Here is a 19,508-nt window from a genome sequence, read left to right as displayed (position 1 = left end):
TCCCACGTCATAACGGCTCTCCGTCGTCGGCGACGGCTGGTGCGTCGGTACGGCAGGTGGCGCAGATTCCGGTGAGTTCGACGGTGTGCTCGACCGCGTCGAATCCGGCGGCCTCGCCGATCAGGTCGACCCACGCCTCCACCGCGTCCGCTTCCACCGGCCGGCTGCGACCGCAGGCTCGGCAGACCAGGTAGTGGCGGTGCCGGCCGAACGGCCTTATCCGGTACAGCCGTTCTCCGACGTCGTCGCGTACGACATCGACCCGGCCGCGTGCCTCCAGTTCTCGCAGCGTGCGATAGACGGTGGTCAACCCCACCCCGATCCCGTCGGCGGTGGTCAACGCGTGCAACTGCTGGGCCGAGACGAAGTCCGGGCAGTCCAGCAGGACATGCAGGACCGCGCCCCGCTGCCGCGTCCGGCGTCCTGCCGGCAGGGCGCGCGCCAGTTGCTCGGCATTCCGGCAGCTCATAGCGATATCACCCCCAGCTGGACATTCGTCGCCGAATCCGGCCACAGCACACTATATGAAAATGAATACCATTTCCATTCAGCTCGAGCCCGCACCACTGCGCTCGACCTACATCGCACGGTCGCCCGACAGACCACCTGCTCGCGGCTTCAGCCACCGGCGACACGGTCGTCGAAGCGCGGGACGATCGTGGACTCCGGCACCAGATGCCAGCGTTCGAGCGCCTTGCGTATCTGTTCGGCGGCGTCGATGTTCAGGGGACTGCTGGTCCACAGGGCGTAGGGCAGATTGAGGAATCGTTCCTCGGTCACCGCGGGCAGGCTGTCGATGCCCGGCCGCGACTTGAGCAGGTGGACCTTCTGCTGAAAGGTCTGCGGGGGATAGTCGACGAAGACGAACGCGTCGGGTTTGGCCGCGGCTACCCGTTCCCAGGACACCTTGGTCCAGCTGTCGTCGACGTCCTCGATCGCGTTGCGGCCCCCCGCGCCGTCGATGATCGCCTGGGGCGCGCCGAACCGGCCGCTGGAGAACACCGTGTCGCTCGCGCTGTCGAACAGGAAGATCGTGGGCGGCTTTTGTGGCCGTGGCGCGTCCTCGAGCGCGTCGAGCCGTCGAGTGATGTCGTCGACGACCGCTTGCGCCTGCCGCCCACGGCCGGTGATCGCGCCCAGATTGGTCAGGTCGTCGCGCAGCGCCTGCCACGGTTCGACGACTCCGCGCCGCTGCTCGCCGTGCTGCCGGCAGCTCTCGGTGAGCGCGTAGGGCGCGATTCCCTGTGCCCGCAGAGAAGCCGGGGTGAGCCGTGTGTCTTCGCTGTAGCCGTAGTTCCAGCCGGCGATCATGACATCCGGCCGTTGCGCGAGCACGGTCTCACTGGACGGGTACTGAGGTGCGACGACGTTCAGCCGGTCGACGACGTCGCCGTAGTGGCGACGCAGCGTGTCGGCGTCACGTTGCAGGCTCGACACCGCGGCGATCTCGTCGGCAGCCCCGATGGCGAGGGTCATGGCGATCATGTTGCCGTCGTTGACGAAGAGCCGCCGCGCGGGAGAGGGGAACTGCGCGCGCTCACCGCAGTTGGTGATCGCGATCGCCGCGCCGGCCGGCTGCGTGAGGGTGCTCGTACCGCAGGCGGCGAGCGAGACGGCCGCCGCGAGGGCGACGACGGGAATGGCCAGCCTCATGGCATGTCCTCCGGACGGAGGGGGGTGATCAGCAGGTGCGTGTCACCGGTGACGGGATGGCGGATCGGGGTCGCGTCGACGCCGAAGACGGCGTTGACGACATCGGGAGTCAGCGCCTCGCGGGGTGGCGCGAGAGACAGCGCGCGGCCTTCGTGCAGCACGAGTACGCGGTCACAGGTGGTGGTCGCCAGGGCGAGGTCGTGCAGTGCCACCACCACGGTGCGATCGAGCCGGCGCACGAGGTGCATCAGGTGCAGCTGATGCCGTACGTCGAGGTGGTTGGTCGGTTCATCGAGCAGGAGCAGGGGCGTCTCCTGCACCAATCCCCTGGCCAGCAGAACCCTGCGGCGTTCGCCACCGGACAGCCGGTCCACGGGCCGGTCCACGTGATCGGCAAGATCGACCTCGGCGAGCGCGGCTGCGACGGCGGCACGCTCATGGGACCCACCGCCACTCCACGGGGAGCGGTAGGGCGTCAGGCCCAGCGCCACGAGTTCACCGGCGAGCAGATCCGAGGGCAGGTCCTGCTCCTGGCCGACCAGCGCGACCTTGCGTGCTCGCCGGCGGGCGCCGAGGCGGTGCAACGGGACACCGTCGAGGAGCACGCGACCGGCCGAGGGGGCGCGGATCCCGGCGAGGATGCGCAGCAGCGTGGATTTCCCGCATCCGTTCGGCCCGACGATCCCGACCGTCTCCCCCTCGGCGATGTCGAGCTCGACATCCCGGAGGATGACGCGTTGCCCCACTGAGCAGGCAAGCCCTTCGGCGAGCAGGTGGACGGTCACCCGTTCCCCCCGAAGCGATAACGCCGGCGGCCGAGCAGGACGAGGAACGCCGGTGCGCCGACCAGCCCCGATACGACACTGAGCGGAATCTCGGTGGGCCGCACGAGGATTCGGGTGACCACGTCGACCCACAGCAGGAACAGGGCGCCGCACAGCGCCGAGGCCGGCAGCAGGACCCGGTGCCGGGCTCCGACCAGCAGTCGCGCGGCATGCGGCACGACCAGACCGACGAAACCGATGCCGCCGGAGACCGCGACCAGCACGCCGACCAGGATCGCCAGGAGGACGAACAGGGTGATGCGCACCGCGCGGACCGGAACGCCGAGCGATGCCGCCGTATCGGAACCCGTCGCCAGCGCGTCGAGCCAGCCGCTGCCGGCGAGCAGCGCCGCGGCGACGGCCCCCACCGTGATCGCCGGCATCGCGAGTTGGTGCCAGTCCGCGCCGGCCAGGCTGCCGAGCAACCAGAACAGCACGGATTGCGCCGCGGCCGGATCGGGACTGCGAAAGACCAGGTAGCTCGCGATCGCCGAGAACGCCGAGCCGAGAACCGTGCCGGTGAGCACCAGCCGCAACGGGGTCAGCCCACCTTGGGCGGTGGCGACGACGAAAACCAACACCGCGGCACCGAGCGCACCGACGAGCGCGCCCCCGGACAGGGCCAATGCCCCGGCGCCGGCGAACAGCCCTGAGGTGATCACCGCGGTGGCGCCGACACTCGCGCCCGAGGAGACGCCCAGCAGGTACGGGTCCGCGAGGGGGTTGCGCACGAGCGTCTGCATTCCGGCCCCGGCCAGCGCGAGACCTGCGCCGACAAGGGCCGCCAGCAACGCGCGGGGCACCCTCAACTGCCACACGATGGTGTCGTAGGCGAGGTCCGCGGCCGGCCCGCCGGTCACCCGGCCGACAAGCACGTCGAGCACCGTGGCCGGCGACAGCGACTCCGCCCCGAACGCGGTCGACAGCACAAGACTTGCGAGCAAGGCGAGTGTGACGAGGAAGAGGGCCAGTGGGGTGCGGAGCCGGTGCCTGCCCTGCGGGGTGCCCGTCACCATGGCCGGTTGCGGAGGGCTGGATCGAGCCGGCGCGAGTTCCACTGATGACACAACAGCCTCCTCGGGCTCACACGACCAGGCGGGAAACCCGGCTCCGGTCCTTCGCAGTGAGGAGACCTTATCGACAATGGTTTTCATTTTCAAAATGCTGGGCGCAGGCTTCGGATCCGGGCGAAGCCCTCCGTCCACGTGGCGCCGCACCCGGCGCAAACGGCTCGCCTCGACCGAGCGCCGGCAAGTAGGGTCTCCGTCGTGTTCGACGCCACCGACGTCATCGAGATCGTCCGGCTGCTCCACGACGGTGGATGCGCGGTGTGGGTCGGCGGCGGCTGGGGCATCGACGCGCTCGTCGGCGAGGTCACCCGCCCTCACCGGGACCTGGACCTGATGCACGACGCCACCCGGGAGCCCATCCTGATCAAGCTCCTGGAGAACGCCGGCTTCGCCGAACGGCACGACATCGTCCCCGGACGACCTGCCCGGTTCGTCATGCGCCATCCCGACGGGCGGGAGCTCGACCTGCACCCGCTGACCTTCCGGCCGGACGGCTCCGCCGTACAGCCGGCCAACGACCAAGGGGACGTCTTCCCCTATCCCGCCGACGCCTTCACCACCGGCACGATCCTCGGCGTGACCGTCGCCTGCCTTTCGGCCAAGCAGCAGGTCCACTTCCACCAGGGCTACGAGCCGACCGACCGGGACCGGCACGACATGGCCCAACTGCGCAGGGTGTACGGCATCGCCACCCACTTCTGATTCCCGCAGGTCCTGCCGCGCAGGGTCGAGAGGACCGGCCTAGGCTTCGGTCCGCTTCTCCAGCCGGCTGCCACGCGGCAGAGTGACGGCCATGATGTTGCTGGGAATGTCCAGCTCGATGCGGTGCCATCGCCCGCGCGGAATGATGGCCGCGGTTCCGGCCCACAACCTGATCTCTTCCTCCTCCTGTCCCGGCTCCTCCGGACGGAGGTAGACGCTGATCTTCCCGACGAGGCAGGACACGACCTCCTCGGCCTCGGGATGGACCTCCCAGTGGTCGCCGTGAACGTCGGCGACGGTCTTCGCGTGGAAGGCCGTCAACCGCCAGCCGTCCTCGTCCGAGTCCATCGCTTGTCTCGCGGCGTGAACCTCGCCGCCATGGTGAAGGCTGATGTGGGACGCGAAGAGATCGATCGGGATGACAGTCATGCCGAGACGCCCTTCCTACGGTGATCTTTCATCTGGGTTGAGTCACCGGCGTGGGGTGGGTCGCCGGTCAACCCCGGACAGGGAGCGAATCGCGGTCATCGGCCTGCTCGGCCCGTGCCGGCGGGCTGGTCCGGCGCAGGACGGTGAGGGCGACAAGGACCGCGGCCACCAGGAGCACCGCATCGAGTGTCAGGCCGAGCGCGTACCCGTCGTTGAGTGCCCCGGGTGTGACGGCGTGGCCGGTGCGGTCGTGCGCGGCGGTGCCGAGGGCGGCCAGCCCGAGCGAGGCGCCGATCTGGCGTGAACTGTTGAGCAGGCCCGATGCGGTGCCGACCTCACGAGGCGCGACGCCGGTGGTGGCGGTTGAGACGAGCGGCCCGAGGCAGAGTCCGAAGCCGATGCTGGCGACGATCGAGGGCCCCAGGAAATCCGTGGTGAAAGAGCCGTCTGAGCTGATCAGGCCGAACCAGGCCAACCCGGTCGCGGTCAGCAGCCCGCCGATGACCAGCAGAGTCCGCGGCGCGAGACGGTAGCCGAGTTTGACGGCGAAAACCGAGCCGGCGACCACGCCGAGGGCGAACGGCAGGAACTCGACCCCGGTCAGGGCCGGCCCGATCCCGAGCACTCGTTGCAGGTAGAGGGACGCGAAGTAGAAGGACGAGGCCATGGCCGCACCGACCAGGAGGCTGTAGGCGTTCGCGCCGGCGACCGAGCGGTTGGCGAACAGGCCGAGCCGGAGCAGCGGTTCGCGGGTGGTGGTGCGCTCGACGTAGACGAACGCGGCCAGCAGCGCGGCGGCGACCGCCAGGGTCGTCACGGTGATCGGTGAGGTCCACGAATACCGGTCGGTGCGGACGATGCCGAACACCAGCAGGGTCATGCCCGCCGTGGCCAGGACGGCACCGAGGACGTCCGGGCGGCCGCCGCGAACCGGGGGCGGGCCGGCGACGACACTCCGCCAGACCATGGCCAGCGCGCAGGCGGACATCGGCACGTTCACGAACATCACCCAGCGCCAGCTCGCGTACTCGGTGAGCAGGCCGCCTATCAGGACGCCGAAGGCGCCCCCGGCGGCGTTCGTCGCGCTCCATATTCCGAAGGCCCGGACGCGGGCCCTGCCCGAGGGGAAGGTCGCGGCCAGCAGCGCCAGCGCGGCCGGAGCCAGTGCCGCGGCCCCGACGCCCTGTACGGCACGAGCCGCGACGAGATGGCCGGGTTCCTGGGCGAAGCCGCCGGCGAACGAGGCGAGACCGAACAGGCCGAGCCCGAGCAGCAGGACCGGCTTGCGGCCGTACCGGTCGGCGGCCTTGCCACCCAGCAGGAGCAGCCCACCGAAGGTGAGCGCGTAGGCGTGGATCACCCAGGTCAGCCCGACCGCGCTGAAGCCGACGCCGACGGCGATCTGCGGGAGTCCGACGTTCACGACCGACAGATCCAGCGACACCATGAACTGCACGACGGCCACCGCGGCGAGGATGACCCCCGGCCGAGCACCTACTGAATGGGTTCTCATGACCGCAATCGTCTTCCGGCCACTGTTCAGAGGCGTCCCACTAGCGAAGTCATCTGCCGCTACCGAACGGGGATCAACGACCGGCCGGACTACGACGCCGGGAGTAGTCCCGCGACTCCGGCATCGCGGGGATGCGCCCGGTCGCCGAGCACCTTCACCTGCGGGCCCACCACCTGCGCGTGACGAGCGCCGCGAGTACGGCACCCGCCGTGTTGAGGATCACGTCGTCCACGGAGCTCACCCGGCCGATCCGCAAGGCGTACTGGAGCACCTCGACGGTGAGCGAGGACGTCGCCGCGACTGCGGCGACCGTTCCGAGCGAGGCGAAGCGCGCCGAGCGGACCGGGAGCATCGCTCCGAGCACCGCGAAGACCAGGAGATTGCCCACGATCTGTACGAATGCCGCCCCCGGCGACATCAGTGTGATCTGGTCAGCGAGGTCGACCAGGGGGACGAGGTGGACAAGCTGCAAGGTCCCCGGCGTGAAGATCATCCAGATCCAGGGAGCGGTTCCGACGACGACGGCGACGTCCGCGACGGCCGTGCGCCGAGGAGCGGGATGCCCCCGGCGGCTGCGGAAGCGCGCGAGGAGCAACGCGATCAGAGCCGCGACGGGAAGGGTCAGGACGGCCGCGATGACCACGTGTCCCCATGCGTTCCATGCCTGGTGCACCGGATCATGATGCCAGGCATGACGCGGCATGACGGAGGCTCGGTCGAGGTCAGCTCCCCGTGGTGACGGGCAGGGTGACCGGCCGATAGACCAGACCATCGGTCCAGGTCACCGACTCGGGCGAGATCGCCAGGCGGAGGGCGGGTCGCTGAACGACCAGAGCTCTGATCGCCTCGGTGAGCTCGACCCTGGCGAGGCTGGCGGCCAGACAGCGGTGCGGGCCGTACCCGAATGCCACATGCGGGTTGGGGGGATGGTCGGTGAAGCGGTGGATGTCGAACCGACCGGGATCGGGAAACGCGTTCGGGTCGTGATTGGCCGCGTTCAGGTTCGGCATCACGACCGTCCCCGCGCACAGCGAGCCGCCGGGGAGGTCGATGTCCTCCGTGATCCGGCGCATGAAGGCACTGGCGGGCGGCCCGTCGAACCGGAGGATCTCCTCGACGGCGGTCGCCGCCAGGGACGGGTCCGCGACCAGCTCAGCCCACTGGCCGGGATGCAGGAGCAGCCGGAAGACACCACGGCCGATCATCGACGCCGTCGTCTCATGACCGGCCGTGATGAGAGAGAAGACGGTGTTGACCAGCTCGCCCTCCGACAGCCGGTCCTCCTCGTCTCTGGCCTGGATGAGCAGGTCGATGAGGTCCGTGCCGGGCTTGGCGCGATGCTGGGCGACCAGCTCCGCGGCATAGGCCATGAACTCGGCGTAGCCCTCGTACCGCGCCTGCTCGGTGACCGTGGAGGTGGTCAGGAACATGTCCGTCCACCGGACGAACTGCTCGTAGTCGTCCATCGGCACGCCGAGCATCTCGCAGATGACACGGCCCGGCAGTTGCAGCGCGTATCCCTGGACCAGATCGAAGTCGTCGCCCAGGCCGTCGAGGAGTTCTCGGGCGATGTTCGCGACGCGGGGGCGCCACGGTTCGATCTGGCGCGGGGTGAAGGTGCCGTGCATGATCCGGCGGTAGCGGGTGTGGTCCGGCGGGTCCTGATTGATCAGCGCGTCCGGGTCGTCGTCGATCCCGACGCCGCTGACGAACCGCGGCAACCCCGGAAGGCGCAGGTTGCGGCTGGAGGTGGGCGAGGCCAGCAGCGCCCGTACGTCCTCGTACCTGACGGCCACCGGGACCCGGTCGCCGCTCGGCATGGGCGCCGGCTCAAGCGGCCCCGACTCGCGCCTGCGGGCGAACTCCGGTGACGGCGTCGCGAGTGGTCCCGGCACGATGTCCGGCCAAGTCCCGTTCGGATCCAGCTCGGTGGTCATCGCAACCCCTTCCGGTTCCGGGCACCCAGGGGAAGGCCCACGCGCAACGTACGAAATGGACTGTCGACCGTCAACAGGCGAATCAGGGGCGCAGAACGGGAGGGGACCGGAATGGCCATCCGGGAGACGGCCGCACCGAGGCTCTGACAGGCAGCGTCGACAGGCGTTGACATCCCCGAAACATCCGTCATATTTTATGAAAACATCGGAGCAATCAAGGCGCAAACCGTCTAACTGGCTGGATAACTCCCCAGTTCCGTCAGTAGAGATCCGATGAATGTGTCGGAAGGGAAATCGCCCATGCTTGAATCCTCCCGTCGTGACTTCCTCAGCCTCACCGGGGCGGCCGGGGCCGGTCTCGCGCTTGCCGGCGCCCGGCCGTTCGCCGCGCAGGCCGCACCGGCCCGTCCGGCCGAAGCCGCGCTCGTCCCGGACACCAAGGCCACCACGATCTGGTACCGCACCCCGGCCCGCGAGGACCAGATCATCCGGGAGGGCCTGCCGATCGGGAACGGTCGTCTCGGTGCGCTGACTGGCGGCGATCCCGCCGACGACGTCGTCTACCTCACCGACGGCTCGTTCTGGACCGGTGGGCGCAACGACACGCTGCAGAGCGACGGTCAACTGCCGTACGACTCGAATGGTTTCGGCAGTTTCGGGCTGCTCGCTCAGGTGCGCATCGCGCTTACGGACCACACTCCGGAGGTGTATACGGACTATCGCCGGACGCTCGACCTCAGCAACGGGATCGTGTCGGTGAGTTACCGAATCGGGAAGGCGCACTACCGGCGCGAGGTCTACGCCAGCCACCCGGACGACGTGATCGTCCTGCGACTCACCCAGTCCGGCGGCGGCAGCCACACTGGCACCGTATCCCTGGTCGGCACACATGGCGAGATCACCACGGCCGCCGGAAGCCAGGCGAGCTTCGGCGGCACGCTGGCCAACGGCTTGAGGTACGCGGCGGCGGTCACCGCGGTCGGCACCGGCGGCCGGATCGGCACCGACGGCTCCAAGGTCACCTTCGAGGGCTGCAGCGAACTGTTGGTGGTGATCTGCGGGGGCACCGACTACTCCCAGGACGCGGCGAAGAACTTCCGCGACCCGGCGATCGACCCGCTCGCCCTCGCCCGTACGAAGGTCGCCGCGGCCGCCGGTGTCGCCGGAACCACGCTGCTCTCCACGCACGTGGCCGACTACCGGCGGCTCTACGACCGGATGCGGCTGCGCCTGGGCGAATCGACACCGGTGCAGCGGGCGCTGGACACCTGGTCGCGTGTCGCGGTGCGTTACACCGACCCGACCACCCCCGACCCGGAACTGGAGGCCATGTACGTCCAGTTCGGGCGGTACCTGACCATCACCGGGTCGCGTGACCGACTGCCGATGAACCTGCAGGGCATCTGGGTGCACAACAACAACCCGGACTGGTTCGCGGACTACCACACCGACATCAACGTCCAGATGAACTACTGGCTGGCCGACCCGGCCGGGCTCGGCGAGAGCGCGCATGCTCTGGCCGACTACTGCGTGTCCCAGTTGCCGGTCTGGACCGACGTGACCCGGCGGCTGTTCAACGACCCCAGCAACCGTTTCCGCAACACCAGCGGAAAACTGGCCGGCTGGGCGATCGCGTTCTCCACGAACATCTACGGCGGCAGCGGCTGGGCCTGGCACCCGTCCGGCAACGCCTGGCTGTGCAACTCGCTGTGGCGGCACTACGAGTACAGCCTGGACCGTTCGTACCTGGCGAAGATCTATCCCGCGCTCAAGGGCGCGGCCGAGTTCTGGCAGTCCCGGCTCATCCCGACCACCGTCACCGAGCCGGACGGTACGACCCGCCAGGTGCTGATCGACGACACCGCCTGGTCACCGGAGCACGGCCCGGACGCGAAGGGCATCACGTACGCCCAGGAGCTCGCCTGGGATCTGTTCCAGCAGATCCGGGTCGCCTCCGAGGTGCTCGGCCGGGACGAGGACTTCGCGGCCGAGGTCACCGATCTCCAGGCCCGGCTCTACCTGCCCCGGGTCAGCCCGAAGACCGGCTGGCTTGAGGAATGGATGACGCCGGACAACCTCGGCGAGACCACGCACCGGCACCTCTCCCCGCTGATCGGCGTCTACCCCGGCGACCGGATCAACACCGACACCGGCCCGAAGGAACTGATCGACGGTGTACGGGCGTTGCTCACCGCTCGCGGCATGGACAGTTACGGCTGGGCCTGCGCGTGGCGGTCGTTGTGTTGGTCCCGGCTCAAGGACGCGGAGAACGCCTACCAGCTCTACCTGACCGTGCTGCGGCCGTCGATGAACAACGGCAACGGCACCGCGGCCAACCTGTTCGACATGTACAGCCAGGGCAGCTACACCATCTTCCAGATCGACGCCAACCTGGGCGGCGCCACCGCGGCGCTGGAGATGCTGCTCTACTCCCGGCCCGGCGTCATCGAACTGGCGCCCGCGCTCCCCCACGCCTGGGCGCAGAGCGGTGAGGTGACCGGCATCGGCGCCCGCGGCGGCTTCGAGGTGGATCTCGCCTGGCGCGACGGCAAGGTGACCAGCGCGACGATCCGCAGCGTCGGCGGCACCGAGACCGAGGTACGTTCGGGCGGCTGGCGACGCCGGATCACGCTCAAGCCGGGCGGATCCGTCACCCTGACCCCCGGCCGCTGAATCGCGGCCCTGGTTGGTGATCATGGGCGCTTCGGCAGCACATGATCACGCCAGGGCCGGCGAGTCGCCGGCGCTCGCAGCGTGCACGATCTGCTCCATTCGGGCATCCTGCCACTGACCCTTCAGCGGCGGACGCGGTAGCGGATGTGGGTCGCCTCTGGGGTGTCGACGACCCGCACGACGTCCAGCTCGACACGGGACGGCAGTACGTCGAACAGCCGGCGGCCGCCCCCGAACAGCACCGGGATCTGGTGGATCTGCAACTCGTCCAGCACCCCGGCCTCCAACGCCCGCTGAGCCGTGTACGCGCCGTGCACCAGCACGTCCCGGTCCCCGGCGGCGGCCTTCGCCTGCGCCATCGCGCTCTCGATCCCATCGGTCACGTAGGTCACCAGCGGATAGTTCGCGACCGAAGGGCCGGGCGGCCGGTGGCTGGGCACGAAGATCTGCACCCCGCGACCGTGGTGATCGCCACCCCAGTGATCGACCTGCTCCGCGGTCCGCCGCCCCACGACGACCGCGCCGATCACGTCGTATTCGTCGGCGAATTGCCCGGCTGGCCCGTTTCCCCTGCGCAACTCCCCGTCGGGCGTGAGGCACCACTCGTGCAGCCGGATGAAGCCGTCGCCGCCGGGATTGTCCGGCCCGTCGTTCGTCCCCGCGATGTACCCGTCGAGCGACATCGACATGTAAAGCACAGAAGCGGCCACTTCGACCTCCTGGGTTCCTGATTCATCCTCTGCATAGATCGACGACGACGGCATTTCTCATCGCCGGACCACGCCCGCCGCACCGTGTCGACGCACCGCCTTGGACGATCCCCCGCAGGGCCGCCGCAGGCAGGGACTACCCCAAGAACCCGGCACGATCTGCCCTTGTGGCCAGGCCGTTGGGACTGGAGTGACAAGAGTTGGTCATGCGGCGGTCGGACGCCCGCGCGTCGGGATATCAACGACTTACCGGTCTGTCATCGAAAGCCGCGATCAACCGTCACGTCCGGCCAGCCCAGCCGAAACGGGGAGAGAGCTGCATTGCGTCGAGTCGGCCTCGTCATCACGACCATCCTGGCGGCCCTGGCGGTGGTCACGACCACAGCGGCCGCCGATCCCTCTGTGGTGGTCAACGTGGCCCACCGCGGAGCGTCGGCGTACGCGCCCGAGAACACCATCGCGGCCTTCGAACTGGCCGCAGAGCAGGGCGCGGACATGTTCGAGCTCGACGTTCAGGAGACCCGGGACCACGAGTTGGTCCTCATGCACGACACGACACTGAGCCGCACCACCGACGCGGAGACGGTCTTCCCCGGCCAGAGCCCCTGGAGGGTCGGCGACCTGACCTTCTCGCAGATCCGCGAGCTCGACGCCGGCTCATGGTTCGGGTCGGATTTCCACGAACCGGTGCCCTCGCTCGGCGAAACGCTGAGTGCGATGCAGGGAAGCGGGCTCGGCCTGCTGCTGGAGATCAAGTCCCCGGACCTCTACCCGGGCATCGAGGCCCGCGTCGCGGACGAACTGCTCCGCAACCCCCTGTGGCTCACCGGGAACCGGGTCGTCGTCCAGTCGTTCGACTGGGACTCCATGCGCACCTTCCACGAGGAATTGCCCCAGGTGCCGATCGGCCTGCTCGGCACACCGAAGGCCGCGGAGCTCGACGACCTTGCGACGTTCGCCGACGAGATCAACCCGCCGTACGCGGACGTCACCCCCTCCTACGTCAGGAGCGTCCACGACGAGGGCATGCAGATATTCACCTGGACCCTGGACGACCCCGGCGACATGAGCCGCATGATCTCCTACGGCGTCGACGGCATCATCACCAACAAGCCGGACGTGCTGAGCGACCTGGCCGTCACTCCGCTCCGGCGCGCCGGCCGTGGGAAAGCCGAGGGCAAAGTCTCGAAGAGCTGACCGCCACGGCCACCCGGCAGTTCAACGCCGCGCTGCCGGGGGCTGACCAGAGCAGCGTCACTTCACGAACTCCCGCGCACCGCGCAGCCTGGTCTTCAGATGACCCTGAGTCAGGACGCAGTCCAACCGCACGTCGATCGGCCCAGGCACGTCGGTTTCCGCACGTCGGCCAGTCGGCAGCCGAGCCGGGTCCAGTCCATCACGCTGCGCGATAAGACATCCGAGCTCATAGCGAGTCATCGCATCCGCCCCGGCTACGTGATGGATCCCTGCACGATCAGAGTTCGCAAGCTCCAAGAGGGCCGCTGCCAGATCACATACATGCACTGGGCAGCGCACCTCATCGGTGAACAACATCCCGTGCATGCCCCCCGTGGCCAGCGAATGCACCAGGCGTTCATGTGGAGAGCCACCGTCGTCGCCGATGATCAGAGACGTCCGTGCGATCACCGCCGTGGGATCGATGACCTGGACAGCCGCCTCTGCGGCTGCCTTCGCCGCTCCGTACGGAGAGACCGGATCGGGGACGCAGTCTTCGGCGTAGGTGATCGCCTTACCTGAAAAGACGGCATCGCTGGACACGTGCACCAAGCGGCCGCCGTTACCGGAGATTGCGACGGCCACATGTGCGGCGCCCACGGCCGTCGTCACCCAGTCCGCTTGCCGGTAGGCCGCGTTGACGACGACGTCAGGGCTGAACGCGCCGATCAGGTCGGCCACGGCCGTACGGTCACCAACATCGAGCGGCAGCCAGTCGACTCCGGGTGCCGTTCCCGGCCGAGTCAGATAGGTCGCCGCCACGACATGGCCGTCCGTTGCAGACTGCCGCACGAGTTCGTTCCCGAGAAAGCCACTGCCGCCGACGATGAGGATTCTCATGGGCTGTGACCGTAGCGGACCCGACCAGCCCAGACCCTCACCTCGCCCGCCATCGACCCGGGAGAAGCCGAGCAGCCCAGGGATCACGCCGTGCGCAGCTACTTCTGCAGTACGTGCCCGACCCGGTCAGTCGGTGTCCCCGTACTCGTCGACATCAAGTTCGGCGTTCGTCGCCTGCAAGAACTCCAGGATCGGGCGATCAAGATGCCACCCGAGAGGCCGGCGTGGAATCGGCAGTTCCAGTAGAGAAGCGGGCTCATCGACCTAGACGTCACCGCTCCTCTGTAGCCTCTGCCTTCGGGGAAGGGAGCAGGCCATGACCGTGCAACCACACGACCTCATGCCCGGTGACTCGCCGTTGCCGGAGAAGAATCTGCGGGCCATACGGGCCGCGCTCGTCGTCCCTCAGGACCGCGAGGCCTTCGATTCCGGCCTGAAGGCGGTGCTCCACGAGGCCAGAGTCAGCCTTGACCTCGGCGCGCTGAACGCCTTCGTACACCGCTGGTGGATTTCCGCCTGCGACTCTGTGCGTGATCCCGAAGGCCGCCGACAGATGCACATCCGGGCTGGAGAGATCATGGCCGGTGATGTCGCCCATGAGGGAAAGTCGTGGCGCGAGATCCTCGCCGCCCGCGGAATCGACGTATAGGCGTACGAACTCGTCGGCGATCCGGTCTCGCCAAGCCTCTACGTGAGCAGGCAGTTCTTACGGCACGACCGGATGATCACGACCTCCCGCCTCCAGCGGTACTCGTGGCTCCGGGCTGATCGCTGAGGACGTGCGCGATGTCGTCGGGCTACCACGTCACCGCGAGTTCGCCGGCCAGGAACTTACGCGCGTTCTTGATCTGCGCCTTATTGATGATCTTGATGCGGTCCAGCCGAGCCTGATTCTTCGCGATGATCCTCTGCTGGCTGTCGCGATATGCCACCTGCCGTACGCCGGAGTAGTTCGTCTCCACCCTGCACGCCTCATCAGCGACGGCTGTCGCGATCTCCGCCGGGCTCCCCTGAGGATTGCCGAACTGCTCGTCCACCGCGCCTTTGCGCCATCTCGGATCTCCGAAGGCGGCCCCGGGATCCGGGTAGTCGAAGCCCGCATCCTGCATGCATTCGCTCCACACGCGCTCGGCCTCACGGATGCGAGCGTCCTTGTACGCGCCATCCGACGCCTCGTCGGCCAGCACGAGAAGGCCCTCCTCCTCGCGCACCGCGGCAGCCTTGCCACCAAGGAGTTCCAGGGACCCCTGGCCAAGGAGCGCCTCCGCCATGCCCATGCATCCGCCGGCAGGTACGGCCTTACCGCGGAACGTCCGCCTCCTGCCCTCGATGACGATGAACTGCTCATCGGACACGGAGTATCCCCCGGCGAAGTTCACGACGGGTTGAGCGGGCGCGCCCGCATAGCCGTACCTCTCCACCTGCAGGTCACCCATCCAGTGGAGGTAATCGGCGTTCCTGTGCCGCTCGGGCCACTCGGGGGACGGCGGAGGAGTCTTCAACTCCACGCCGTACGCCCGGGTGCAGTCGGCGAGCATCATGAACCGGGCCTTGTCCACGATCTTGCGATCGGCCGCGGACAGGTCGTATGCGTCCAGGGGAAGAGTCAGGTCGGCAGCGGTCCGCGGAGTCGGGACCGCACTCGCGGCCCCTCCATCCCCGGCCACGCCACAACCCGTCGCACCGATGACCACAAGGAGACCCACCAGCAGACGGCGCGCATTCATGGTGATCGCATCGGTCACGGCGGAACCCCATCCGGCAGATAACGACATTTCACAAATACTGCCGCTCAGCCACCTACCTAAAGCGTGCCTTGATCATGATGTGATCGGAAGGCGCCGCCGTCGCGCCACAGCCCGGCACGGAGGCATCCCTCCGCGCAGAGCGGTGCACACGCCATGCGGACCGCGGGTCAGTCCCGGCTGGATTCGAGATAGCCGCTCAGGTACGTCAACGACGCGGCGATGTCCTCACCCGTGCCATGGGGCCGGCGCAGTTCGTCGACGAAGACGGCGATGTCGGCGAGCCGCCACCAAAGCGGATAGAGGGCGAGGCCGGCCGACGTGACGGTCCGGCCGGTGGCCCGGGTGTATCGGGCGATTACGTCGTCCGCATCGCCGGCCGGGTCGTCTCCGAGCATGCGGGCGAGTGCGGGGGTCAGCATCCACAGGTCCCGCTCCGGCGGGGCGATCTGCACGGTGTCCCAATCGATGAGCCGGACTCCAGCCGGGGTGCGCATGACGTTCCCGGGGTGCGGTTCGCCGTGGGTGACCACCCAGGCCGCCGCGGTGTTCCGTACTTGGTCGACCCTGCGGTCGAAGTCGGCGAGCCAGCGCCGGACCCGCCCGCCGTGAACGGACAGGAGCTCGCGGGCCGGCTCGGCGTGAGGCCCGCCGGTCCATTCCCGATCGAGATCCCGCAGCGCCTCCTCCAGCCTGTCCCGACCGGGCAGCACCAGGTCGGCCCGTGACGCGGTGTCCGCCACGATCGGGGTCGCCTCGTGCAGCTCGGCCAGCAGGTCGACGACCTCGACGCGGTCCTCGGGACGGTGCGCGCCGAAGTCTCCGGCCGCACCCGCGACCATTGGATACACCGACAGGGCGTACCGCGAGGTCAGCCGCATGACCGGGGCGTCGGTCGCGGTCGCGACGGGTGCGAGGACGAAGTCGAGCCCCGCGTCCCGGTGCAGTGCCAGGGCGGTGGCGAACGATCGGCCGAGCCGGTCGAACGCCTCATCGCGTCCGGCGACATCGACGCCGAGGTCGTCGACCTTGACGAACGACGCCGTTCCACGCCGATCCAGCACGGACCAGTGGTAGCTGCCCGCACCCACCGGGAGGTACTCGACCGAGTGAGGCTCGATGCCCCAGCCCTCGGTCAGCGCCACCATCAGTTCGGCCTCTGCCAGACCCGCCGGCCTGTCCCTCATGCGCCGATCCGGGCACGGCCAGCGGTCACCACGTAGATCTCATCCTCGGTGTGCGGGCTCTGGTCGTCGACCCCACCGGCCGGGATGCAGTACGTCCCGACGGACAGGTCCGGCACCTTGAGCTGCTCAACCCAGTCGTTGGCGGCCCCGGCGGCGGGCTGCGCCCACTCCCCCGCACCTGTGATGATCTCCATGGTGGCCAGCGTACCGACGACGTGGCGGGCGGTCTGGTGACCGTTGAGAGCGCATCAATGTGTGCGAGTGAACGGCGATCGCGACGTGCTTCGCGGGTCGAAACGTGAGGGTCAGTCACCACCGCCGGCGCGCACGAAAAATGACTCGGCTCTCGTCGCCCTTGGTGCGATCATCAATCCGCTGAGGGCCTGCCATCGCGTGAGGGAGATGTGATGAGCGCTGCCGGATCGTCGGGTCCCGAGGTCCGCGTCACGACCGGGAGGTTGCGCGGGCGGATGGAGGACGGCGTCGCCGTTTTCCGCGGCGTGCCTTTCGCCCAACCGCCGGTGGGCAGCATGAGGCTGGCCGCGCCCGTACCCGCGGAGCCGTGGGACGGGGTGCGCGAGGCCGCCGAGTTCGGTCCGCCCCCGCCGCAGTCCACGATGATGGGCCTGGCCACCCAGATCGGTGAAGAGGCGGGCGCGAACTGGCTGACCGCCAACGTCTGGTCGCCTGACCTGGGCGCCGCCGACCTGCCGGTGATGGTGTGGATCCACGGCGGCGGCTACATGTACGGGTGGTCCGGCGAGCCGACCTTCGACGGCGGCCTGCTCACCCGGCACGGCGTCGTCGTGGTGACCTTCAACTACCGGGTGGCCGCCGAGGGCTTCGGACACTTCGAGGGGGCGCCGGCCAACCGTGGGCTGCTGGACCAGGTGGCCGCGTTGAGCTGGGTCCGGGACAACATCGCCGCCTTCGGCGGGGATCCGGGCCGGGTCACCGTCTTCGGCGAGTCCGCCGGCGCCGGCAGTATCGCCGCCCTGATGGCGATGCCCCGCGCGGTCGGGTTGTTTCGCAGGGCGATCGCGCAGAGCGTGCCCGCACCGTTCTTCACCACCGAGCTGGCCTCCGACATCGCCCGCACGGTCGCCGGCGAGCTGGGGCTGCCCCCGGTCGCGGGCGAGCTGGCCCGCCTGGCGCCACAGCGGCTGATCGACGCCGGTGACGCGGTGGCCGCGAAGATGAACGGGATGCCGCACTGGGGCCGGGCCGCGTCTGCCGGGACCCTGTTCGGCCCGGTCGTGGACGGAGCGGTGCTGCCCTCGGTGCCGTGGCGGGCGCTGGCGGGCGGGGCCGCGACCGACGTGGAACTGATCGTCGGCCACACCCGCGACGAGTACCGGCTGTTCACCTTCTTGAACGGCGACACCGGCCAGATCACCGCAGAGCGGGCCGCCACCGCACTGCGGATGTTCGCCCCCGACCCGGCCGCCTACCGCGCCGCCCATCCCGGCGCCGACGCCGAGCGGCTGTACGAGCTGGTGTACTCCGACTGGCTGTTCCGGATGCCCTCCCTGCACCTGGCCCAGGCGCACCACGCGGGCGGCGGCCGGGTCCACCTGTACGAGCTGAGCTGGACAGCTCCCGGCATGGAGGACGTGCTGGGCGCCTGCCACGGGCTCGACGTGCCACTGACCTTCGGCAACCTGACGGCGGGGGCGCACGGGATGTGGTTCGGGCCGGAGCCGCCCGCGCAGGCGACCGAGTTGTCCTCCCGCATTCGTACCGCGTGGGCCGCCTTCGCCGCGACCGGCGACCCGGGGTGGCCGGCGTACGAGCCGGAGGGCCGGAGCACCTGGATCCTGGACGCCACCCCGCGAGTGGCGGCCTATCCCGAGGACACGTCGCGCAGGCTGTGGTCGGGACACACCTTCGATCCGCTTCCGCTGGGCGCCCGATGAGTGCTCACCACGTTGGATGAGTGGCCGCCCGCGTCAGATCCCCTGCTCTCGCTTGACACACAGCTGACCGCCCGCCGGAGGCCGCTGACGTCCCGGACGCATGAACGCCCAGGTCCTCGGTCGAAATCATGTTGCGGCGGAAGACCGGGATGCGGAACGCTCCCGGCGTGAAGATGCACGACGACCAGCTGACGGTGTCGCCGGAGACGGTGCGCGCATTGGTGGACGAGCAGTTCCCCGAGTGGGGAAGCCTGCCCATCACGGTCATCGCCGCCCATGGGACGGTAAACGCCATCTTTCGCATCGGCGAGCGCTTCACGGCGCGGTTCCCTCTGCAACCCGGGCACGTCGACGCGACGCGCCGATGGCTCGAGTCCGAGGCGGAAGCGGCTCGTGAGCTGAGTGGTCGCACGCGGTTTCCCACGCCGGAGCCGGTCGTGCTGGGTGAACCGGGCGCGGGATACCCGCTGCCGTGGTCGGTGCAGACGTGGCTGCCGGGTGCCGTGGCCGCCGACGAGGATCCGGGCGAATCCATCGCATTCGCGCACGACCTGGCCGAGCTCATCGAAGAACTGCGTGCGATCGACACGCGTGGCCGCACCTTCGCCGGCAGCGGACGGGGAGGCGACCTTCACTCCCACGACGCGTGGATGGAGATCTGTTTCAAGCACAGCGAGCAGCTCCTGGATGTCCGCCGGCTCCGCCAGATGTGGCAGAACCTTCGAAGTCTGCCGCGCGAGACCGCCGACGTGATGACCCACGGTGATCTCATCCCCGGCAACGTGCTCGTGTCCGCGGGCCGGCTGGCCGGGATTCTCGACGTCGGCGGTTTCGGAGCGGCCGACCCGGCTCTCGATCTCGTGAGTGCCTGGCACCTGCTCGAGGCCGGGCCGCGGCAGGAGCTCCGCCGGGACCTCGAGTGCGGCGACCTCGAATGGGAGCGAGGCAAGGCGTGGGCCTTCGAGCAGGCGATGGGGCTGGTCTGGTACTACCTCGAAACCAACCCGGCCATGAGCCGTATGGGCCGGCGCACCCTGGAACGCATCGTGGTGGACGCGTCGTAGCGGGAACGC

19 protein-coding genes are annotated in these 19,508 nt (G+C 69.0%); 6 read left to right on the top strand and 13 right to left on the bottom strand.

Annotation, left to right across the window (positions count from 1 at the left end):
• Window positions 1–7 precede the first annotated feature (7 nt).
• From Pph01_RS22955 to Pph01_RS22940, 4 genes are all read right to left on the bottom strand, one after another.
• Window positions 8–469: a Fur family transcriptional regulator gene (locus Pph01_RS22955; protein ID WP_204075209.1), complete on the bottom strand. Its 462-nt coding sequence runs from the start codon at window positions 467–469 to the stop codon at window positions 8–10.
• 149 nt (window positions 470–618) lie between these two features.
• On the bottom strand, window positions 619–1,653 hold the full coding sequence (locus tag Pph01_RS22950) for an ABC transporter substrate-binding protein (RefSeq protein ID WP_204075208.1): 1,035 nt from the start codon (window positions 1,651–1,653) through the stop codon (window positions 619–621).
• Window positions 1,650–2,438 (bottom strand): ABC transporter ATP-binding protein, encoded by a 789-nt coding sequence (locus Pph01_RS22945; protein WP_204075207.1) that lies wholly within the window; start codon window positions 2,436–2,438, stop codon window positions 1,650–1,652. Before Pph01_RS22945 ends, Pph01_RS22950 begins: the two co-directional genes overlap by 4 nt.
• Window positions 2,435–3,544, bottom strand: a complete 1,110-nt coding sequence (locus tag Pph01_RS22940) for a FecCD family ABC transporter permease (protein WP_239116937.1) — start codon at window positions 3,542–3,544, stop codon at window positions 2,435–2,437. Before Pph01_RS22940 ends, Pph01_RS22945 begins: the two co-directional genes overlap by 4 nt.
• A gap of 201 nt (window positions 3,545–3,745) precedes the next feature.
• Here Pph01_RS22940 and Pph01_RS22935 point away from each other — a divergent pair, with 201 nt between their 5' ends.
• The gene (locus Pph01_RS22935) at window positions 3,746–4,249 is read left to right on the top strand and encodes a nucleotidyltransferase domain-containing protein (RefSeq protein WP_204075206.1); all 504 of its coding nucleotides are present in this window, start codon (window positions 3,746–3,748) and stop codon (window positions 4,247–4,249) included.
• Between the two features lie 39 nt (window positions 4,250–4,288).
• Here the strand turns inward: Pph01_RS22935 and Pph01_RS22930 are convergent, their stop codons facing one another.
• The 4 genes from Pph01_RS22930 to Pph01_RS22915 all read right to left on the bottom strand — a co-directional run bounded on the left by Pph01_RS22930 (window position 4,289) and on the right by Pph01_RS22915 (window position 8,128).
• Window positions 4,289–4,678, bottom strand: a complete 390-nt coding sequence (locus tag Pph01_RS22930; protein ID WP_204075205.1) for a cupin — start codon at window positions 4,676–4,678, stop codon at window positions 4,289–4,291.
• 67 nt (window positions 4,679–4,745) lie between these two features.
• Window positions 4,746–6,191: an MFS transporter gene (locus tag Pph01_RS22925; protein WP_204075204.1), complete on the bottom strand. Its 1,446-nt coding sequence runs from the start codon at window positions 6,189–6,191 to the stop codon at window positions 4,746–4,748.
• A gap of 154 nt (window positions 6,192–6,345) precedes the next feature.
• Complete coding sequence (locus Pph01_RS22920; protein ID WP_204075203.1) at window positions 6,346–6,864, bottom strand: VanZ family protein; 519 nt, start codon at window positions 6,862–6,864, stop codon at window positions 6,346–6,348.
• 49 nt (window positions 6,865–6,913) lie between these two features.
• Window positions 6,914–8,128, bottom strand: a complete 1,215-nt coding sequence (locus Pph01_RS22915) for a cytochrome P450 (RefSeq protein ID WP_204075202.1) — start codon at window positions 8,126–8,128, stop codon at window positions 6,914–6,916.
• Between the two features lie 300 nt (window positions 8,129–8,428).
• Here Pph01_RS22915 and Pph01_RS22910 point away from each other — a divergent pair, with 300 nt between their 5' ends.
• Window positions 8,429–10,801, top strand: a complete 2,373-nt coding sequence (locus Pph01_RS22910) for a glycoside hydrolase family 95 protein (RefSeq protein ID WP_204075201.1) — start codon at window positions 8,429–8,431, stop codon at window positions 10,799–10,801.
• Window positions 10,802–10,923: 122 nt separating this feature from the next.
• On the opposite strand, the gene Pph01_RS22905 is transcribed toward Pph01_RS22910, so the two are convergent.
• Window positions 10,924–11,511, bottom strand: coding sequence for a dihydrofolate reductase family protein (locus Pph01_RS22905; protein WP_204075200.1), 588 nt, complete (start codon window positions 11,509–11,511; stop codon window positions 10,924–10,926).
• A gap of 321 nt (window positions 11,512–11,832) precedes the next feature.
• Between Pph01_RS22905 and Pph01_RS22900 the strand changes: the two genes are divergently transcribed.
• Window positions 11,833–12,708 (top strand): glycerophosphodiester phosphodiesterase, encoded by an 876-nt coding sequence (locus tag Pph01_RS22900; protein ID WP_204075199.1) that lies wholly within the window; start codon window positions 11,833–11,835, stop codon window positions 12,706–12,708.
• 57 nt (window positions 12,709–12,765) lie between these two features.
• Here Pph01_RS22900 and Pph01_RS22895 read toward each other — a convergent pair whose 3' ends face one another.
• Complete coding sequence (locus tag Pph01_RS22895; protein WP_204075198.1) at window positions 12,766–13,587, bottom strand: SDR family oxidoreductase; 822 nt, start codon at window positions 13,585–13,587, stop codon at window positions 12,766–12,768.
• Window positions 13,588–13,903: 316 nt separating this feature from the next.
• On the opposite strand from Pph01_RS22895, the gene Pph01_RS22890 reads away from it, so the two are divergent.
• A complete protein-coding gene (locus tag Pph01_RS22890) occupies window positions 13,904–14,236 on the top strand; it encodes a DUF6247 family protein (RefSeq protein WP_204075197.1) in 333 nt (110 codons plus the stop codon).
• Window positions 14,237–14,384: 148 nt separating this feature from the next.
• Here the strand turns inward: Pph01_RS22890 and Pph01_RS22885 are convergent, their stop codons facing one another.
• From Pph01_RS22885 to Pph01_RS22875, 3 genes are all read right to left on the bottom strand, one after another.
• Window positions 14,385–15,332 (bottom strand): hypothetical protein, encoded by a 948-nt coding sequence (locus tag Pph01_RS22885; RefSeq protein WP_204075196.1) that lies wholly within the window; start codon window positions 15,330–15,332, stop codon window positions 14,385–14,387.
• A 170-nt stretch (window positions 15,333–15,502) separates the two neighbouring features.
• Window positions 15,503–16,519 (bottom strand): phosphotransferase, encoded by a 1,017-nt coding sequence (locus Pph01_RS22880; protein ID WP_204075195.1) that lies wholly within the window; start codon window positions 16,517–16,519, stop codon window positions 15,503–15,505.
• Window positions 16,516–16,713 (bottom strand): hypothetical protein, encoded by a 198-nt coding sequence (locus Pph01_RS22875; protein ID WP_204075194.1) that lies wholly within the window; start codon window positions 16,711–16,713, stop codon window positions 16,516–16,518. The genes Pph01_RS22880 and Pph01_RS22875 overlap by 4 nt, the downstream gene beginning before the upstream one ends.
• A 213-nt stretch (window positions 16,714–16,926) precedes the next feature.
• On the opposite strand from Pph01_RS22875, the gene Pph01_RS22870 reads away from it, so the two are divergent.
• Together Pph01_RS22870 and Pph01_RS22865 are read left to right on the top strand one after the other, a co-directional pair.
• A complete protein-coding gene (locus Pph01_RS22870; protein WP_204075193.1) occupies window positions 16,927–18,435 on the top strand; it encodes a carboxylesterase/lipase family protein in 1,509 nt (502 codons plus the stop codon).
• Window positions 18,436–18,608: 173 nt separating this feature from the next.
• Window positions 18,609–19,499 (top strand): aminoglycoside phosphotransferase family protein, encoded by an 891-nt coding sequence (locus tag Pph01_RS22865; protein ID WP_239116953.1) that lies wholly within the window; start codon window positions 18,609–18,611, stop codon window positions 19,497–19,499.
• The last annotated feature ends 9 nt before the right edge of the window (window positions 19,500–19,508 follow it).

It is taken from the genome of Planotetraspora phitsanulokensis (assembly GCF_016863295.1).
GTDB lineage: Bacteria > Actinomycetota > Actinomycetes > Streptosporangiales > Streptosporangiaceae > Planotetraspora > Planotetraspora phitsanulokensis.
This window is presented reverse-complemented; position numbering and strand designations above follow the sequence as displayed.